The organism is Micromonospora sp. NPDC006431 (assembly GCF_042870725.1).
Lineage (GTDB): Bacteria > Actinomycetota > Actinomycetes > Mycobacteriales > Micromonosporaceae > Micromonospora.
On sequence record NZ_JBIAHQ010000003.1, the window covers coordinates 180,210 to 198,164 of the forward strand.

Consider the following 17,955-nt stretch of genomic DNA (forward strand, 5'->3'; position numbering starts at 1 on the left):
GTCGGCGTGGAGCACAACGGACGACCAGGTCAATGGCGGGTTACCCGGCTCAGCGCCGTTCGAACCACGCAGCCGCGTCCACCGGCAGGACGTGCCCGTCGCCCTGCTCGGTGAGGTCGGCGCTGGCGACGATCGGCCGGCCGTGGCCGGCGACCGTGACCTCGGCGCCACTGATGTTGATCACACAGGTGAACTCGGCGTCCCCGGCGGTACGGCGGAACGCCAGCACCCCGGGCTCGGTCTCCAGCCAGGTGATGCCGTCGGTGCCGGCCAGCGCCGGGTGCTCGTGCCGGATCCGCAGGGCCGCCCGGTAGAGCTCCAGCGTCGAGCCGGGCACCCCGGTCTGGGCGGCCACCGACAGGGCCCGCCAGGTCGTCGGCGCCGGCAGCCAGCTCAGCTCGCTGCCGGCCGGCCCGAAGCCGTACGGGGCCAGCTCGCCGCTCCACGGGATCGGCACCCGGCAGCCGTCCCGGCTCTCGCCGGTACGCAGGAACGCCGGATCCTGGCGCAGCTCGTCGGGGAGGTCCAGCACCTCGGGCAGGCCCAGTTCCTCGCCCTGGTAGACGTACGCGCAGCCGGGCAGGGAGAGCATCAGCAGGGCGGCGGCCCGAGCGCGGCGCAGGCCGGCCTCCCCGTCGCCGTACCGGGTGACGTGCCGCTGCCGGTCGTGGTTGGAGAGGACCCAGGTGGTCGGCGCGCCGACGATGGTCGACTCGGCGAGCGCGGTGTCGATCACCTTGCGGAACGAGTCGGCCGACCAGGTGGCGTCGAGGAAGTCGAAGCTGAACGCCTGGTGCAGCTCGTCCGGGCCGATGTAGCGGGCGAGGCGCTGCGGGGTCTCCGCCCATGCCTCGGCCACCGCCATCCGGCTGCCCGGGTAGCTGTCCAGGATCGGCCGCCAGGCGCGGTAGATGTCGTGCACCTCGTCCTGGTCGAAGTACGGCAGCCGGCCCTTGCCCAGCAGTTCGGACTGGCGCTGGCCGGTGGTCATCGAGTTGAAGCCGACGTCCGGCAGCCCCTCGGCCTTGATCATCCCGTGCGCCACGTCGATCCGGAAGCCGTCCACGCCCCGGTCGAGCCAGAACCGCAGGATGTCCTCGAACTCGGCGCGTACCTCGGGGTGGCGCCAGTTCAGGTCGGGCTGGGCCGGGTCGAACAGGTGCAGGTACCACTGGCCGTCGGCGACCCGGGTCCAGGCGGGACCGCCGAAGATGCTCTCCCAGTCGTTCGGCGGCAGCTCACCCGCCTCGCCCTGGCCCTCGGCGAACAGGTAGCGCTCGCGCTCGGTCGAACCGGGGCCGGCTGCGAGCGCCGCCTGGAACCACGGGTGCGCGCTGGACGTGTGGTTGGGTACCAGGTCCACGATGATGCGCAGGCCCAGGGCGTGCGCGTCGGTGATCATCGCGTCGAAGTCGGTGAGGGTGCCGAAGAGCCGGTCCACGTCCCGGTAGTCGGCCACGTCGTAGCCGGCGTCCACCTGCGGCGAGGTGTAGAACGGCGTCAGCCAGAGCGCGTCGACGCCGAGGTCGCGCAGGTACGGCAGGCGCTCCCGGATGCCCTGGAGGTCGCCCACGCCGTCGCCGTTGGCGTCTGCGAAGCTGCGGACGTAGACCTGGTAGACGACCGCGGATCGCCACCAGTCGTCGTCGGAGGTCAGCGGCGTGGGGTTGGTGGCGGCGGTCATCGGTGACGATCCCCGTTCTCTGTCGCGGGAGGGCAACACCCCGCGCGGTGTGGGTGACGGCGCGGTGTCTGAGCAGGATGCCGCCCGAGCGCTGCAAGAGTCAAGCATTCCTTGCGCAAGAAATGACAACAGTTCGTGATCCACTCCGGTTCGCCGAAGTGGCGGTGTTCGCCGGCCGGGATCGCGCCACCTCGCCGACCTGGTGGCGTCGGGTCACCGCCGCGCGCTCGGCGGGTCAGGCCGGGACGGCGAGGGAGGAGGTCGGCGGACGCTGGCGCCCGGGTCCGCTGTCCGGAGCGGCGTCGGCCGGGCGGACCACGGCGGTGGAGCCGCGTACCACCAGCTCGGGGCGGAACAGGTATTCGGAGTGCGGGGCGGGATGCCCGTTGATCTCGTCGACCAGGGCCCGGACCGCGGCCACCGCCATGGCGGCGACCGGCTGGCGCATGGTCGTCAGTGGCGGGTCGGTGAAGGCCATCAGCGGGGAGTCGTCGTAACCGACCACGGAGACGTCGTCGGGGACGGCGAGCCCGCGCTGGCGGGCGGCCCGGATCGCGCCGAGCGCCATCAGGTCGGACCCGCAGACGATGCCGGTCACCCCGCGCTCGATCAGCCGGCCGGCGGCGGCCTCCCCGCCCTCGACGCCGAAGAGGGAGAGTTCGGCCAGTTCCCCGACCTCCACCTCGGTCGCGCCGGCGAGCCGGGTCAGGGCCGTCCGGAAGCGGGCCACCCGGCGCTGCACCGGCACGAAGCGGTCCGGGCCGGTGATCAGGCCGATCCGCCGGTGGCCGAGCGCGACCAGGTGGGCGATGGCCAGCTCGGTGGCCTCCCCGTCGTCGCAGGAGACGAAGGGTGCCGCGATGCCGGGCGCGTACCCGTTGATCATGACGATCGGCAGCGGTCGGGCGATCAGCGCGCGGTACCGATCGTGGTTGGCGGCGGTGTCGGCGTGCAGGCCGGAGACGAAGACGATCCCGGACACCTGCCGGTCCAGCAGCATCTCGACGTACTCGTCCTCGGTGACGCCGCCGGGGGTCTGGGTGCAGAGCACCGGGGTGAAGCCGCTCTGCGCCAGAGTGGACTCGATGATCTGGGCGAAGGCCGGGAAGATCGGGTTGTCCAGCTCCGGCACGACCAGGCCGACCAGGCCGGCGCTGCGCTTGCGCAGCCGGGCGGGGCGCTCGTACCCGAGCACGTCGAGGGCGGTGAGGACGGCCTGCCGGGTCTCCGGGGCCACTCCCGGGCGGTCGTTGAGCACCCGCGACACCGTGGCCTCGCTGACTTCGGCCTGTTGGGCGATGTCGGACAGTCGAGCGCGCATGGCGGCACTTTAGCTCACGGGAAAGTTCTTGCGTACACTCCTGCAATACCTTCCATTCTCTGCAACGCCTTGCTAACGTCCCCGCAACACGCGACAGCAGCGGCGCGGCACCCAGCGCCGGTCAGCAAGAAATTTCAGAGGTTTCCACTGGCGGGCCGCCCTTCCCCCGGCGGGCCGCCATGACGACAGGAGTACCGATGCGCATCCGTACCGCGGGTGTGGTCGCTGTCCTCGGCCTGGCGCTCGCCGCCTCGGGCTGCGGTGGCAGTGACGGCGACAAGCCGGCCGCCAAGGAGTCCGCCAAGGCGGCGGGCGGCAAGCTGGTCATCTGGGCCGACGACAAGCGGACCGCGGCCCTCAAGCCGTTCGCCGAGGAGTTCGGCAAGGAGAACGGGGTCACCGTCGAGGTCCAGGCCGTCTCCAAGGACCTGCAGACCAACTTCGTCACCGCCTCGCAGCAGGGCAGCGGCCCGGACGTCGTCGTCGGCGCGCACGACTGGATCGGCAACCTGGTCCAGAACGGTGCCATCGACCCGGTGCAGCTCGGCGCCGAGCAGAAGAGCGCGTTCAACGAGACCGCGGTCAAGGCTGTCACCTTCAACGGCCAGCTCTACGGCGTCCCCTACGCCACCGAGAACGTCGCGCTGATCCGCAACACCGAGCTGGCCCCCGAGGCGCCGAAGACGATCGAGGAGCTGGTCGCCACCGGTAAGCAGCTCAAGGCCCAGAAGAAGGCCAGCGAGATCCTCTGCCTCCAGTCCGGCCAGAACGGCGACGCGTACCACATCTACCCGCTGTACACCTCCGGCGGCGGCTACCTGTTCGGCACCGCGGCCAACGGCGACTACGACCCCAAGGACCTGGGCGTCGGCAAGCCGGAGTCGATCGCGGCCTTCCAGAAGATCGCGAAGCTGGGTGAGAAGGGCGAGGGGGCGCTCAAGCGTTCGATCACCGGCGAGAACTCCATCGCCACCTTCACCGGCAAGAAATGCGCGTACCTGGTCTCCGGCCCGTGGGCCATCGCCGACGCCAAGAAGGCCAACATCAAGTACGACATCTCCCCGGTCCCCGGCTTCGCCGGTGGCAAGGAGGCCCAGCCGTTCGTGGGTGTCCAGGCGTTCTACGTCGCCGCCAAGGGCAAGAACAAGGCCCTGGCCCAGGAGTTCGTCACCAACTACGTGACCAAGCCCGAGCTGGCCGTCGCGCTGTACAAGGCCGAGCCGCGCCCGCCGGCGCTGACCGCCGCCTTCGACCAGGTCAAGGGCGAGGACCCGGACCTGGCCAAGTTCCAGGAGGCCGGTAAGAACGGCCAGGTGCTCCCGGCGATCCCGGCCATGGCCGCGATCTGGGACCCGTTCGGCAAGGCGGAGGCCGCCGTCATCGGTGGCGCCGACCCGGCGCAGACGATCACCGCCGCCGGCAAGACCATCGCGGGTCAGATCAAGTAATGAGCACGTCGCTGTCCGGCCCGGAGCCTGCCACGCAGGCTCCGGGCCGGGAGCCCGTTCGCCGCGGGCTCCCGCGCCCGTCCCGTACCGCGCGGAACCACGTGCCGATCACCGCGACCGGCCTCCTCGTCAAGGTGATCCTGCTCGGCCTGGTGGCCGGCATCGCGATCTGGGCGGCGTTCCCGCTGATCGAGGCCGAGCACTGGATCGGGCTGGCGATCCTGGCGATCACCACCGCTGGTCTGTTCTACCTCTACCTCGGCCGCCGGCACGTCCCGACCAAGTACCTGGTCCCCGGCACGCTCTTCCTGATCGCCTTCCAGGTCTTCCCAGTGCTCTACACCGCGAGCACCGCGTTCACGAACTTCGGCGACGGCCACCGCGGCAGCAAGGACGACGCGATCGTCGCCATCCAGAGTTCCTCGGTGAAGCAGGTTCCGGGCTCCACCGAGTACGCCCTCTCCATCGCCACCAAGGGCGACCCCGAGACCGGTGCGCTGGTCTTCCTGCTCAGCGACCCGAAGACCAAGGAGGTCTTCGCGGGTGACGCGAACGGGCTGCGCAAGCTCGACGCCGGGCAGGTGACCGTCAGCAACCTCAGCGGCAAGGTCACCGCCGCCGACGGCTACACCGTGCTGAACATCGGTCAGGCCAGTGGCCGCAGCGACGCCATCACCGCCCTGGTGGTGCCCACCTCCGGCGGCGCCATCCGCTCCAACGGCCTCACCCGCGCCTACGAGGGCAAGGCCATCCGGGCGTACGACGAGGGCTGCGACTGCGTGAAGGACAGCGAGACCGGCAAGACCTGGACCGCCGACGCGGCGAGCGGCTCGTTCGTGGCCGCCGACGGCGAACGGCTGGCCCAGGGCTGGAAGGTCAACGTGGGGTTGAAGAACTTCAGCCGGGTGCTGACCGACCCCAACATCTCCGGCCCGTTCTTCGGCACGCTGCTCTGGAACTTCGCCTTCGCGATCGGCTCGACCGGGCTCACCTTCCTGCTCGGCATGGCCATCGCGCTCGCCCTGCACTCGCCCCGGATGCGCGGCACCAACTTCTACCGGGTGCTGCTGATCCTGCCGTACGCCATGCCGTCGTTCGCGATGCTGCTGGTCTGGCGGGACATGTTCAACACCGACTTCGGCCTGGTCAACAACCTCTTCGGCCTCGGCGTCGACTGGTTCGGCGAGGCCTGGACGGCGCGGGCCGCGGTGCTGCTGGTGCAGCTCTGGCTGGGCTATCCGTACATGTTCCTGGTGGCCACCGGCGCGCTCCAGGCGATCCCCCGGGAACTGACCGAGGCCACCTCGGTCGACGGCGCCTCGCCCTGGCAGTCGTTCCGGGCGGTCACCCTGCCGCTGCTGCTGGTCGCGCTCTCGCCGCTGCTGATCGCGTCGTTCGCGTACAACTTCAACAACATCAACGCGATCTGGATGACCACCGAGGGTGGCCCGTTCGCGCCGGACAACCCCACCAACGGCGCGACCGACCTGCTCATCACCTACACCTACCGGCTGGCCTTCGGCGCCCAGGGCGCCGAGTTCGGGATGGCCGCTGCAGTCTCGATCTTCATCTTCGCGATCGTGGCGACCGTGTCGGCGATCAGCTTCCGGCGTACCCGTAAGCAGGAGGAGGTGTACTCGTGACGACGCTCGCGGACGCCCCGGTGGCCGACCGCAACGCCACCGGCCGGCGGCGCAACCGCTGGTTCGCCCAGGTGGGCTGGCGACATGTGGTCGGCGTGCTGGCGGTGATGTTCAGCCTCTTCCCGATCCTGTTCGTGCTCTCGGCGGCGCTCAACCCGCTCGGCACCCTCTCCTCGACCGAGTTGCTGCCGACCGGGGCGTCGTTCGAGAACTTCAGCAACCTGTTCCAGAAGACCGCGTTCGGCCACTGGTTCCTCAACTCGCTGCTGATCGCCGGGACGGCTGCCCTCGTGTCGATCTTCCTGTCGGCGCTCGCGGCGTACGCGTTCTCCCGGATGCGCTTCGCCGGCCGGCGGATCGGCCTGCTCACGCTGCTGCTGATCCAGATGTTCCCGCAGTTCCTGGCGATCGTGGCGATCTTCCTGATCTTCACCACGGTCACCGACCTGTGGCCGGCGCTCGGCTTCAACACCCCGTGGGGCCTTTTCCTGCTTTACATGGGTGGTGCGCTCGGCGTGAACACCTGGCTGATGAAGGGCTTCTTCGACACCCTGCCGCGGGAGCTGGACGAGTCGGCCACCATGGACGGCGCCACGCACGCCCAGGTCTTCTTTCGGATCATGCTGCCGCTGGTGGCGCCGATCCTGGCGGTGACCGCGCTGCTGTCGTTCATCGGCACGATCAACGAGTTCATGATCGCCAACGTGTTCCTCACGAACACCGAGTCGAAGACGCTGGCGGTCGGCATGTTCGGTCTGGTCGCCGGCGAGCGGAACAACAACTTCGGGATGTTCGCGGCGGGAACCCTGCTCACCGCGGTTCCCACGGTGCTGGTGTTCCAACTGCTCCAGCGCTACATCGTCTCCGGCCTGACGGCCGGAGCGGTCAAGGGATAAATCGGATAGGTGGCCGCTCGCCATCGTGCGCGAGGCAAGTGGTGCCACTCCGAAGCACGCTGCGGCAAGGGCGTCGGGTCGACGTACACCGGAGCAGTCACGGGACGACCGCCGCGGTCAAGGAACCGGCCGCGGCGGGCGACCCCTCCCTCTCCCCGTCGGTACGACGCGAAAGGTTCGCCATGTCCCTCCAGCCGCACCACGACGGATCCGCCACCTACGTGCCCGAGCAGGAGCCCGCGCTCGGGCAGCGCGTCCCGGTCTTCGTCCGGGTGCCGGCCGGCACCGACGTCCGCCAGGTGCACGTCCGGACCACCGGCGACGGCGAGCCGCGGTTTGCCGAGGCCGTGGTCGACCGCACCGAGGGCGGTGACGTGTGGTGGCGGGCCGACGTCGAGGTCCGCAATCCGGTCAGCAACTACCGGTTCCTGCTCGAAGGGCGCGCGGGCTACCGCTGGCTCAACGCCGGCGGCCCGGTCGACCACGACGTGCCGGACCACGGCGACTTCAAGCTGGTCAGCTACGCTCCGCCGCCGGCCTGGGCCCGGGACGCGGTGATCTACCAGATCTTCCCGGACCGGTTCGCCCGGTCCGCCGCCGCCGACGGCCGGACCCCACCGGAGTGGGCGATCCCCTGCGACTGGGACACCCCCGTCATCGGGCGCGGGCCGGAGACGCCGCGCCAGTTCTACGGCGGTGACCTGGACGGCGTCACCGAGCACCTGGACCACCTGGACCGGCTCGGCGTCAACACCGTCTACCTAACCCCGATCTTCCCGGCCCGCTCCAACCACCGGTACGACGCGTCCAGCTTCGACACCGTCGACCCGCTGCTCGGCGGGGACGCCGCCCTCGCCCGGCTGGCCGACGCCGTGCACGCCCGGGGCTGGCGGCTGCTCGGCGACATCACCAGCAACCACACCGGCGACGCCCACCACTGGTTCACCGCCGCCGCCTCCGACGTCAGCGCCCCGGAGCGGGAGCTGTACTACTTCGACGAGGCGACAGGTGACTACGAGTCCTGGAACGGGGTCAAGTCGCTGCCGAAGCTCAACTGGGGCAGCGCCGAGCTGCGCCGCCGCTTCGCCACCGCCGAGGACTCGCTGCTGCGCCGCTGGCTGCGCCCGCCGTACGGGCTGGACGGCTGGCGGGTGGACGTGGCGAACATGACCGGCCGGCGGGGCGCCGACGCGTACACCCACGAGGTGGCGCGCCTGCTGCGTGAGGTGGTGGCCGAGACCCGGGCGGACGGGCTGCTGCTGGCCGAGCACGGCCACGACCACACCGGCGACCTGGACCGGGACGGCTGGCACAGCACGATGAACTACGTCGGCTTCACCGACCCGGTCTGGTCCTGGCTGCGCCACAGCGACGACCCGCTGCCGAACTTCCTCGGCACCCCGGGCGGGGTGCGGCGGCGGGACGCGGGCACCGTGCTCGCCACCATGAACAGCTACCGGTCGCTGATCTCCTGGCGGTCGTACGTGCACTCGTGGCAGCTGCTCGGCTCGCACGACTCGGCCCGGATCCGGACGGTGGTCGGTGACGCGGCCCGGCAGGAGGTGGCCGCCGGGCTGCTCGCCACCATGCCGGGCACCCCGGTGGTCTTCGCCGGCGACGAGCTGGGGCTGACCGGCACGAACGGGGAGGGGTCGCGTACCCCGATGCCGTGGCACCGGCCGGAGAGCTGGGACCGGCGCACGTTCGAGGCGTACCGGTCGTTGCTGGCGCTGCGCCGCGGCGAGCCGGCGCTGCGGCACGGCGGCCTGCGTTGGCTGCACGCGGACGCCGACACGCTGGTCTTCCTGCGGGAGGCGCCCACCGGCACGGTGCTGGTGCTGGCCCGCCGCGCGGCCGGCACCCCGGTGCGGCTGGCCGGCCTGCCGGCCGGGGAGAACGCGTACGGCGGCGCGCCCGCCCTGCGGCCCACGGCCGACGGCGTGGTGACGCTGCCCGCCGACGGCCCCACCTTCCAGGTCTGGCGGCTGAACGGCTGACGGAATCCCTCTCATCACCCATGGTTGCCGCATCATCGCTCATTGACACAATAGATCGACGGCTGCGAGTATCGACCTCTGTGATAGCTCTGGCTCGCGGGGGAGTCGAGATCTGTCGGCCGGGCAGCGGGGCCGGCCCGTTCCTGGAACGGTCCGGCCCGACCATCCCCCGGGCCACAAGGGGGATGGAGACCTTATGGCTGCACCCATCGCAGACCTGTCTCAACTCGCTATCGTCCTGGCCGTCCTCGCGTTGCTGATCGTCCGGGCGCGACGACGCGGCTCCCGATTCCGCCAGGCGTTGTTCGTCGTGGGGACCGGCCTCTGGCTGGCCCTCGCAGCGGGGAGCATGTGGACGGTCAGCCAGGCCACCGCGGCGCAGACGGTCGCCGTGGTCGACCCCGGGAATCCCTGCGCCAGCGGGCAGACCCCGAAGCGGTTCGACGTCTCGCTGATCAACATCCCGATCTTCCTGAACCGGTTCGGGGATGTGGTGCCAGAGGGGCGGATGTACGTACTGGACGGCGACATCTCCGCGGTCCGGTCGTCGTTCATGCAGGCCGCCAACCCCGCCAAGGCGGGGGAGACGGACCTGATCGAACCGCTGACCCTGCGGGTCAACCAGGGCGACTGTGTGGAGGTCCGGTTCACCAACCGGCTCAACGAGGCGGCGCCCTCATACACCCGGAACAACTCGATCTTCACCTTGCCGGGCGAGGTGCTTAGCGCGCCCGGCACCGTGACGCCGAACCCCCGGGAGTTCGCGCCGGCCGCCACCACGCCGGACAACGACTTCGACCCGAGCGCCGCGCCGAACGCCTCGATGCACGTCGACGGGCTCGACTACGACGTCACCGGCTCCGACGGCACGGTCGTCGGCAACAACCCGGACTCCACGGCGGCGCCCGGGCAGACCGTGACGTACCGGCTCTTCGCACAGACCGAGGGGGAGTTCCAGTTCAAGGACGGGGCGGACTTCTCGTCCCAGCAGACCCGACCGGTGGACGCCAACGGCAAGGTGCGGTTCATCGGCTCGCACTCGTTCGGGGCGTTCGGCGCGATCGTCGTCGAACCGCCCGGCGCCACCTGGGTGGACGCCCGCACCGGCGAGCCGCTCGCATCCGGTACCCGGGCCGTGATCAAGCAGCCCGACGCACCGGATTTCCGCGAGCACGTCGTCTTCATGCACGACGAGGTGGAGGCCGAGCCCGGCATCCTAACCCGGTTCTGCCGTACCGAGTCCGGTGGCGAGCAGGGCGGCAACGAGTGCGTCGCGCCGAGCGCGGCCCAACTGGAGAAGCTGACCGAGGGTACCCTGCCCGGCCTCGGCGGCGGAGACGCGGACGCCCTGGTGCAGGGCGAGATCCCGGTGAAGCTGGAGTGGTTCGCGTTCAACTACCGGGCCGAGCCGGGCTTCAACCGGGAGGAGGTCGGCTGCCCCGCAGCCACCCGGGCCGGCCAGGGCTACGACGCCGCGCACTGCATCGGCGAGGAGACGGCCCTGTCCTCCTGGGCGTACGGCGACCCGGGCGGCGGCGACCTGGTCTTCGCCAACTACCGCGGCGAGCCGATGCAGATCCGGCTGCTGCACCCGGCCGAGTTCGAGACCCACACGTTCCACTGGCACGTCAACCGCTGGCCGTTCGACCCGAAGGACGAGGGCGGGCTGGCGGCGATCAGTAACCCGCACCACCGTACGGAGAAGACCAACATCCTCGACGTGCAGGCCGTGTCGCCCGGGTCCCACTACAGCCTGATCGCTCAGGGTGGGGCGGGCTCCGCCCACCTGGACAAGAAGGCGACCTTCGGCGACATCATCTTCCACTGCCACCTCTACGGCCACTTCGCCACGGGCATGTGGGCGCTGAACCGCACCCTCGACAAGCGGGAGGACGGCAGCCGGCACAACCCGGACGGCACGCCGATCCCGGGGCTCTACCCGCTGCCGGACTTCGACTACCAGACCGAGACCCCCGGGGTGAACGCGCCGCCGAGCCCGACGGCCACCGCCCCCGGCTTCCCGCTGTTCGTCCCCGGGAAGTTCGGCTTCAAGGCGCCCAAGCCGCCGCTGGGCGTGCCGGAGCGCTCCACGACCGGGGTCTTCCCGCCGACCGACCTGGAAAAGGCGGCGGCCGACCCGGGCGCCCAGAAGGCCGGCGGGTTCTTCCAGGATCCGTGCCCGACGGGTCGACCCACCAAGACGTTCGACGTCTCCGCCATCCAGATCAACCAGCAGTACAACCCGGAGCTGAACTGGCGAAATCCGCAGAGCCGGGTGTACGTCCTGGAGTCCCAACGCGCGGCGATCGAAGGCGGCCAGAAACCGGAGCCGTTCGCCCCGCTGCTCAACGTCGGTGACTGTGTGGTCTACAAGCTGACCAACCGACTACCCGTGCAGTTCGGCGGAAACGTCTTCGACCGGGCCCAGGAGACCAACGAGGTCGGCCTGCACCAGCACATGGTGCAGTTCGACGTGCTCTCCTCCGACGGCGCGGCGAACGGCTGGAACTACGACCAGGGCGCCGACTTCGGCCAGACGATCACCTACCGGGACTTCGTCCACGAGGACACCGCCACCAACAGCTTCCACGACCACTTCTTCGCCAACGTCCACCAGGACAACGGCCTGTTCGGCGGCGCGACCATCCACCCCGCCGGGTGCACGTTCCAGGACGCGCGGACCGCAGCGCCGGTGCAGATCGGCACGTTCGTCAACGTGGTCTGCGAATCCACCACCGACTACCGGGGGAAGCAGACCGACGGCGAGGACTACCGCAACGTGTCCCTCTTCATCGAGGACCGCGTGCCGATGTTCCAACCGCCGAACCCGAACACCAGCAACGACGATCAGTTCGTCACGCCCGACGGGGTGCCGATCTTCCCGGCGAAGTTCCCGTCCAGCATCGACGACCAGGGTGTGATGGGCGTCAACTACCGGCTCGAACCGTTCGAGGGCAGACGCGGGGCCGACCCATCCGAACTGTTCGACTCCGGGACACACGGCCTGCCGTACACCCCGTACTTCATGGCGTACGACAACGACCGGGTCAAGGTCAAACTTTTCCAGCTGTCGCAGGAGGAGTCGCACGGCTTCAACCTGGACGGCTTCTCCTGGAAGTTCGAGCCGAACGACCCGGAATCCGAGGTCGTCCAGGGCCAGCACATCGGCATGCTGGAGTACATCGACCTGCGGGTCCGGCCGGATATCGCCCACGGTGGCGGGGAGTACCAGGGGATGAGCCGGTACTACCAGTACCACTACGGCGGGGCGGACGACTGGTTCCTCGGCGCCTGGGGAATCTTCGAGGTCAGGTCCTGCAACGACGTGGCCGCCGAGGCTCCGGATTACCTGACCTACCTGCCGGACAATCCCTGGCCCGGCCTCGGGCGGTGCGAGTTCCCGGAGGGAAACGATCCCGCCGACCCGGGAAACCCCTGTCTGCTGACGGACGACAACGGCAACCCGCTGCCGGACCCGCCGAAGAAGCAGTTCAGCATCGTCGCCATCAACAAGGACATCCCGTACAACACCAGCGGGGACCACGACCCCAACGGCCTGATGTACGCCCTCGAGCAGGACTGGGCCAACGGCACGGTAAAGAACGAACCACTGGTGATCCGGGCCAACGCGGGCGACTGCGTCGAGGTGACCCTGAAGAACCGGCTCGACCCGGCGAAGATGAAGCCGCACTGCCACGAGGCCATCGAGCCGGGCCAACTCGGCTTCAAGCCGGGAGAGCTGAGCTACCCGGCCTGTATCGACCAGCCGCCGAAGAACGAGGCCAACGTGCCGGGCTTCCAGCCGTTCCCGGTCAGCGCGCGGGTCTCCATGCGCCCGACGCTGGTCACCCACACGGCGAAATCACTGGGGGCGAACGTGATCGGCCGCGTCTCGACGTGGGGCACCACCGCGCGGGACGGCACCGTCGCCCCGGGCGGCCAGATTCTCTACCGGTGGTACATCCCGCCGACGGTGACCGGGCTGGCGCTGCTCCAGGACCGCGCCGACGTGCAGAACCACCTGCACCACGGCCTGTACGGCGCGCTCGCCATCGAGCCGGCGGGCTCGTCGTACCTCGACCCGGCCACCGGGGCGCCGCTGACCAGCGGCACCCAGGCGGTCATCACCCACCCGACCCAGCCGGACTTCCGGGAGAACATCGTCCTGCTCAACAGCGACCTGGCGCTGTTCAAGGCAGACGGCACCCCGGTGCCGGACAACTTCGACCTGACCCGGAACCCCAGCCGGGTCGCCGACGACCCCGAGGACCAGGGAGAGTTCTCGGTCAACTACCGCAACGAGCCGTGGGCCCCGCGGTACGCCAACAACCAGAACATCACCAACATCTTCAGCTCCACCGTCCACGGCGACCCGGCCACCCCGCTGTTCCAGGCGTACGCGGGGGACAAGACGGTCTTCCGCGTGGCCCAGGCGGTGGGCGATCCGCGGTCGACCAGCTTCGCGCTGCACGGCCACACGTGGCGGCGCACGCCGGGCGACCCGCAGTCCCAGATCGCGGCGACGCAGGGGCAGTTCAACCCCGGGGTGGTCTACAACGTCCACCTCGACCCGGCGGTGACCGGCGGTGCCGGCGGCCGGCGGGCGGTGCCGGGTGACTACCTGTACCGCTCCAACAACCTGGCCCGGCACCTGACCGGCGGCCAGTGGGGGCTCTTCCGGGTGCACGGCAGCGTCCAGCCCGGGCTGATCCAGCTGCCCGACCATCCGGTCGGCGCCGTCGGGCAGGCCGGGGCCGGAAAGGCCGACCAGGTGTGGTCGTTGCCGGGCCGCGGCAGCGGCAGGTCCGGGCGGAGGCGGGACGGGTGAAAGGCCCCCGGCTCCGGCTCCCGGACGAGATGCTCGGGCGACCGGCCCGCCGGCGCGGGGCGGCCCGGCCGCGCCGGCGGGATAGCCCCTCGTCCTACCGGCAGGGCCTGCTGCTGGGGTTCTGCCTGGGGACCACGTTCGCGCTGGTGCTCGGGGTGACCGCGTTCGTGGTCACCCGGCCGGACCCCTCGGCCACCGGCCGAGCGGGCGGCGGGCGGCCGGTGGGCGGCCCCGCGCCGTCCGCCGCGACCGCCCAGCCCAGGGCGAACGTCGGAGTGAGCGCCCGCAACCTGGGCGATCTCCAGGTGCACATTGAGGCGACGGTGAGCGCGCCGGGGTCGTACAACCCGATCACGAAGGGGCAGGTGATGGCGTACCTCGACATGATCGCCATGCCGAGGTCCCACCGGAAGGGGCCGATCATCATGGCGGAGGTGGGCGGCCGGCCGGGCGTCTACCAGGCGGTGGGGCAGGTCCCGATGGCCGGGGAGTACGACGTCCAGGTCGAGGTGCGGCAGCCGATGCCGGCCGAGGCGCACGCTCGGGTCGCGGTGGGCACGGTGGCGACGGCCGCGCCGGGCTGACCTGGGCAGACGGGTGAGAGGGGAGCCCCTGCCGGCGCTACGCGTCGCGGCGGGGCTCTCCCCTCTCCCCAATCAGGGCGCTTTCTCCAAGCAGGGCCCGGAACCCGGCCAGGAACGTCGCCCGGTCCGGGGAGCCGGTCAGGATGCGCTGCATGAAGTAGCCGGGGATCAGGCCGAACAGGGCCGCCCCGGCCGCCTCCGGGTCGGCGTCCGCCGGCAGTTCGCCGGTCTCGCGCGCCCGCCGGGCGATCGCTACGAAATGGTTCCGGAAACCGCGGTACGTCGCCCGGACGAAGTCGGCCAGCGCCGGGTCCCGCTGCGCCTCGCTCCAGACCTGGACGGCCAGCCGCAGCACGCCGTCCGGGCCGGTCTGGGAGTCGACGTAGGTGAGGGCCCGGGCCAGCGCCTCGGTCAGCGGCAGCGGCGGCTCGTGGCGGGCCAGCTCGGCGAAGACCTGGTCCGCCCCGCCGATCACGGACTGGGCGATCGCGGTGACCAGGTCGTACTTGCTGGGGAAGTAGCGGTAGACCGCGCCGACCGAGAGCCCGGCCTCACGGATCACGTCCTGCATCGAGGTGTTGTGGAAGCCGTCGCGCAGGAAGCACCTCCGGGCCGCGTCGAGGATCTGCTGGCGGCGGGCCGCGAGGTGTTCGTCCGATACGCGTGGCACGACCGACAGTGTAAAGCGAACGTTCGTTCTTGACCGGAGGTCGACCGAGGCGCATCCTCAACTTAAGAGAATGAACGTTCGTTTTAGGAGGCGGAGATGTCCGTTCACCCGTCCCGGGTCCGCTCGCCCTGGCTGTTCGCCGTCCTGCTGGCCGCCCTCGCGGTGGCGGCCCAGGCGCTGCTCGTACCGCTCTTCGCCGCTCCGGCGGCGCATCTCGCCCCCCGTGACCTGCCGGTCGCCGTCGCCGGGCCGGCGCCCGCGACCACCGAACTCGCCGCCCGGCTGGCCACCGCCCGGCCCGGCGCGTTCGAGGTGATCACGCTGCCGGACGCGGCGGCGGCCGACCGGGCGCTCCGCGACCGCGAGGTGTACGCCGCCTTCGTCGCCGGTCCGGACGGGATCGCGCTGCACACCGCCCCCGCGGCGAGCCCGACGGTGGCCGCGCTGCTCACCGAGGCCGCCGCGCAGCTCTCCGGCGGCCGGCCGGTGCCGGTGGAGCAGGTCGTCCCGGCCGACCCGGACGACCCGCACGGCGCCGGGTTCGCCGCCGGGTTCCTGCCGTTCGCGCTGACCAGCATGCTGGCCGGCGCACTGCTGATCTTCCTGGTGACCCGCCGGGGCGCCCGGCTGCTGGGGCTGGTGTCCTACGCCGTCCTCGCCGGCCTGGCCGGGGTGGCGGTGCTGCACGGCTGGCTCGGCATCCTGGATGGGGACCTGTGGCGCGAGGCGGGCGCGATCGGGCTGTTCGCGCTGGCCACGGCCGGCACCGTGGCCGGACTCGGGGCGGCGCTGGGCGGCCCCGGCATCGGGCTCGGCGCGCTGCTGGTCTTCCTGGTCGGGAACCCGCTCTCCGCGGTCAGCGCGGCGCCGGAGCTGCTACCCCAGCCGTGGGGAGCTTTCGGGCAGTACCTGCCGGTCGGAGCCGGCGGCACGCTGCTGCGCGCGGCGGCTTTCTTCGACGGCGCGGGCGGCACCCGGCCCCTCGCCGTGCTGGCCGGGTACGCGGTGGTCGGTATCGGTCTGGTCCTGGTCAGTCGGCGGCGGGCCGGAGCCGACGGGCGCAGCGCGGCGCCGGGAGTGCGGCCGGCCAAGGTCACGGTATGACGGCAGCTGCCGGAGCCGACTACTACAAGCCGTCGTTGCTGGGGCAGGATGGTCGGCGTGGAAGCTCTTCGGCTGGTACTTCTCTACGTCCATCTGATCGGGTTCGCGATGCTGCTCGGCGGCTCGATCGCCCAGTACGTCAGCGGCCGGCTGCGGATCAACGCGGCCATGCTCTGGGGCTCGGTGATCCAGGTGCTGACCGGAATCGGTCTGTCCGCCCCGCTGCGCGACGGGCACGAGCCGGCGCCCGCCAAACTTGTTACCAAGTTGGTGCTCGCGCTGCTGATCTTCGTCATGGTCTTCTTCTCCCGGAAGCGGGCGTCGGTCAACCGCGGTCACTTCCTCGCCATCATCGGGTTGACGCTGGTCAACGCGGCAGTGGCGGTCTTCTGGCGGTAGCCCGTCAGCAGTGTGAACGCCACCGGAAAACGGACCTTCGTGACGCCTCTCCGGAGGTCCGTCGGCACGGGAAGTGATCTGCCCCACCCAACGGTTACGTAGGGGTAACGGACGCCCAACAGTCGTGCACGATTGTCGGCCGGTGGGTGGGCGCGGGCGTACGCTCCCGTCCGTAACGTGGGACGCCGGCGGGCACACCGCAGGCCGGCGAAAGGGCTGCCACCGCGCACAACGCGGTGTGCAATGGGAAGGAGACGTCTTGCGCTCTGTGCGTGGGATGCGGATCGTCGCCTCCGCCTTCGTGGCGGGTGGCCTCGTGCTGGGCGCCGCCGCGTGTGGTGAGGCCCCCAAGGACAACAACGGCGCCGGTAGCGGTGCCAAGAAGTACAGCGCCTGCATGGTGACGGACGTCGGTGGCATCGACGACAAGTCGTTCAACACCTCCGCCTGGGCGGGTCTCCAGGAGGCCAAGAAGGCCAACGACAACATCGACATCAAGTACGTCGCGTCGAAGGCCGAGGCGGACTACGAGGTCAACCTGACCGGGTTCGTCAACCAGAAGTGCGACTTCATCCTGGCCGTCGGTGGCCTGATGGCCGACGCCACCAAGAAGGCCGCGACCGCGAACCCGAACCAGCAGTTCGGCATCGTCGACTCGAACCCGGGTGTGGCCAACGTCTACCCGATGCAGTTCGACACCGCGCAGGCCGCCTTCCAGGCCGGCTACCTCGCGGCCGGCATGAGCAAGACCGGCAAGGTCGGCGCCTACGGCGGTCTGCCGATCCCGCCGGTGACCATCTTCATGGACGGTTTCGCCGACGGCGTCGCGTACTTCAACAAGACCAAGAGCAAGAACGTCCAGGTGCTCGGTTGGGACAAGGCGACCCAGAAGGGCTCCTTCACCAACGACTTCACCAAGCAGGACGAGGGTAAGAAGGTCTCCGACGCGCTGGTCGCCCAGGGCGCGGACATCATCATGCCGGTCGCCGGCGGCGCCGGCCTCGGCACCACCGCCGCGGCCCAGGCCTCCGGTGGCAAGTACTCGGTCATCTGGGTCGACACCGACGGCTGCAAGAGCACCCCGAACTGCCCGGCGCTGGTGACCACGGTCGTCAAGAACATCCAGGACGCCGTCAAGGACGCCGTGCTCAAGGCCGCCGGTGGCGAGAAGCTCCAGGCCACGCCGGGCTTCGTCGGCACCCTGGCCAACAACGGCGTGTCGATCGCCCCGTTCCACGACTTCGACAGCAAGGTCCCGGCGGACCTGAAGGCCGAGGTCGACAAGATCAAGGCGGACATCGCCGCCGGCACCATCACGGTCACCTCGAAGGCTCAGCCGACCAAGTGACCCGTTCGCCGGCCGCCGCGGATCATCGGCCGC

The 17,955-nt window shown here is 70.5% G+C and carries 12 protein-coding genes; 9 read left to right on the forward strand and 3 right to left on the reverse strand.

Annotated features, from left to right (window positions below; translation table 11 throughout):
- Positions 1-49 precede the first annotated feature (49 nt).
- Positions 50-1,684, reverse strand: coding sequence for a glycoside hydrolase family 13 protein (locus ACFYM6_RS07270; protein WP_387273134.1), 1,635 nt, complete (start codon positions 1,682-1,684; stop codon positions 50-52).
- 235 nt (positions 1,685-1,919) lie between these two features.
- Positions 1,920-3,005: a LacI family DNA-binding transcriptional regulator gene (locus ACFYM6_RS07275; RefSeq protein WP_387273136.1), complete on the reverse strand. Its 1,086-nt coding sequence runs from the start codon at positions 3,003-3,005 to the stop codon at positions 1,920-1,922.
- A gap of 197 nt (positions 3,006-3,202) precedes the next feature.
- Here ACFYM6_RS07275 and ACFYM6_RS07280 point away from each other — a divergent pair, with 197 nt between their 5' ends.
- The 6 genes from ACFYM6_RS07280 to ACFYM6_RS07305 all read left to right on the forward strand — a co-directional run bounded on the left by ACFYM6_RS07280 (position 3,203) and on the right by ACFYM6_RS07305 (position 14,401).
- Positions 3,203-4,453 (forward strand): extracellular solute-binding protein, encoded by a 1,251-nt coding sequence (locus ACFYM6_RS07280; protein WP_387273138.1) that lies wholly within the window; start codon positions 3,203-3,205, stop codon positions 4,451-4,453.
- On the forward strand, positions 4,453-6,096 hold the full coding sequence (locus ACFYM6_RS07285; RefSeq protein WP_387273140.1) for an ABC transporter permease subunit: 1,644 nt from the start codon (positions 4,453-4,455) through the stop codon (positions 6,094-6,096). The genes ACFYM6_RS07280 and ACFYM6_RS07285 overlap by 1 nt, the downstream gene beginning before the upstream one ends.
- On the forward strand, positions 6,093-6,992 hold the full coding sequence (locus tag ACFYM6_RS07290; RefSeq protein ID WP_387273142.1) for a sugar ABC transporter permease: 900 nt from the start codon (positions 6,093-6,095) through the stop codon (positions 6,990-6,992). The genes ACFYM6_RS07285 and ACFYM6_RS07290 overlap by 4 nt, the downstream gene beginning before the upstream one ends.
- Positions 6,993-7,174: 182 nt before the next feature.
- Positions 7,175-8,989 carry a glycoside hydrolase family 13 protein gene (locus tag ACFYM6_RS07295; RefSeq protein ID WP_387273144.1) on the forward strand — a complete coding sequence of 605 codons (1,815 nt, stop codon included), beginning with the start codon at positions 7,175-7,177 and terminating at the stop codon, positions 8,987-8,989.
- A gap of 196 nt (positions 8,990-9,185) precedes the next feature.
- Positions 9,186-13,817, forward strand: a complete 4,632-nt coding sequence (locus ACFYM6_RS07300) for a hypothetical protein (protein ID WP_387273146.1) — start codon at positions 9,186-9,188, stop codon at positions 13,815-13,817.
- Positions 13,814-14,401, forward strand: coding sequence for a hypothetical protein (locus ACFYM6_RS07305; protein ID WP_387273148.1), 588 nt, complete (start codon positions 13,814-13,816; stop codon positions 14,399-14,401). The genes ACFYM6_RS07300 and ACFYM6_RS07305 overlap by 4 nt, the downstream gene beginning before the upstream one ends.
- A gap of 37 nt (positions 14,402-14,438) precedes the next feature.
- On the opposite strand, the gene ACFYM6_RS07310 is transcribed toward ACFYM6_RS07305, so the two are convergent.
- Positions 14,439-15,071, reverse strand: coding sequence for a TetR/AcrR family transcriptional regulator (locus tag ACFYM6_RS07310; RefSeq protein WP_387273150.1), 633 nt, complete (start codon positions 15,069-15,071; stop codon positions 14,439-14,441).
- Between the two features lie 96 nt (positions 15,072-15,167).
- Here ACFYM6_RS07310 and ACFYM6_RS07315 point away from each other — a divergent pair, with 96 nt between their 5' ends.
- The 3 genes from ACFYM6_RS07315 (at position 15,168) to ACFYM6_RS07325 (ending at position 17,922) form a co-directional block, all read left to right on the forward strand.
- The gene (locus tag ACFYM6_RS07315) at positions 15,168-16,175 is read left to right on the forward strand and encodes a hypothetical protein (RefSeq protein WP_387273152.1); all 1,008 of its coding nucleotides are present in this window, start codon (positions 15,168-15,170) and stop codon (positions 16,173-16,175) included.
- A 57-nt stretch (positions 16,176-16,232) separates the two neighbouring features.
- Positions 16,233-16,574 carry a hypothetical protein gene (locus ACFYM6_RS07320; protein ID WP_387273154.1) on the forward strand — a complete coding sequence of 114 codons (342 nt, stop codon included), beginning with the start codon at positions 16,233-16,235 and terminating at the stop codon, positions 16,572-16,574.
- 277 nt (positions 16,575-16,851) lie between these two features.
- Positions 16,852-17,922, forward strand: a complete 1,071-nt coding sequence (locus tag ACFYM6_RS07325) for a BMP family protein (protein ID WP_387273734.1) — start codon at positions 16,852-16,854, stop codon at positions 17,920-17,922.
- Positions 17,923-17,955 lie beyond the last annotated feature (33 nt).

Excerpts from the sequence above, each read along its gene's own strand:
- ACFYM6_RS07295 (WP_387273144.1), top strand. The coding sequence starts at position 7,175 with ATGTCCCTCCAGCCGCACCACGACGGATCCGCCACCTACGTGCCCGAG.
- ACFYM6_RS07315 (WP_387273152.1), top strand. The coding sequence starts at position 15,168 with ATGTCCGTTCACCCGTCCCGGGTCCGCTCGCCCTGGCTGTTCGCCGTC.
- ACFYM6_RS07275 (WP_387273136.1), bottom strand. The coding sequence starts at position 3,005 with ATGCGCGCTCGACTGTCCGACATCGCCCAACAGGCCGAAGTCAGCGAG.
- ACFYM6_RS07280 (WP_387273138.1), top strand. The coding sequence starts at position 3,203 with ATGCGCATCCGTACCGCGGGTGTGGTCGCTGTCCTCGGCCTGGCGCTC.
- ACFYM6_RS07285 (WP_387273140.1), top strand. The coding sequence starts at position 4,453 with ATGAGCACGTCGCTGTCCGGCCCGGAGCCTGCCACGCAGGCTCCGGGC.
- ACFYM6_RS07300 (WP_387273146.1), top strand. The coding sequence starts at position 9,186 with ATGGCTGCACCCATCGCAGACCTGTCTCAACTCGCTATCGTCCTGGCC.
- ACFYM6_RS07325 (WP_387273734.1), top strand. The coding sequence starts at position 16,852 with ATGCGGATCGTCGCCTCCGCCTTCGTGGCGGGTGGCCTCGTGCTGGGC.
- ACFYM6_RS07270 (WP_387273134.1), bottom strand. The coding sequence starts at position 1,684 with ATGACCGCCGCCACCAACCCCACGCCGCTGACCTCCGACGACGACTGG.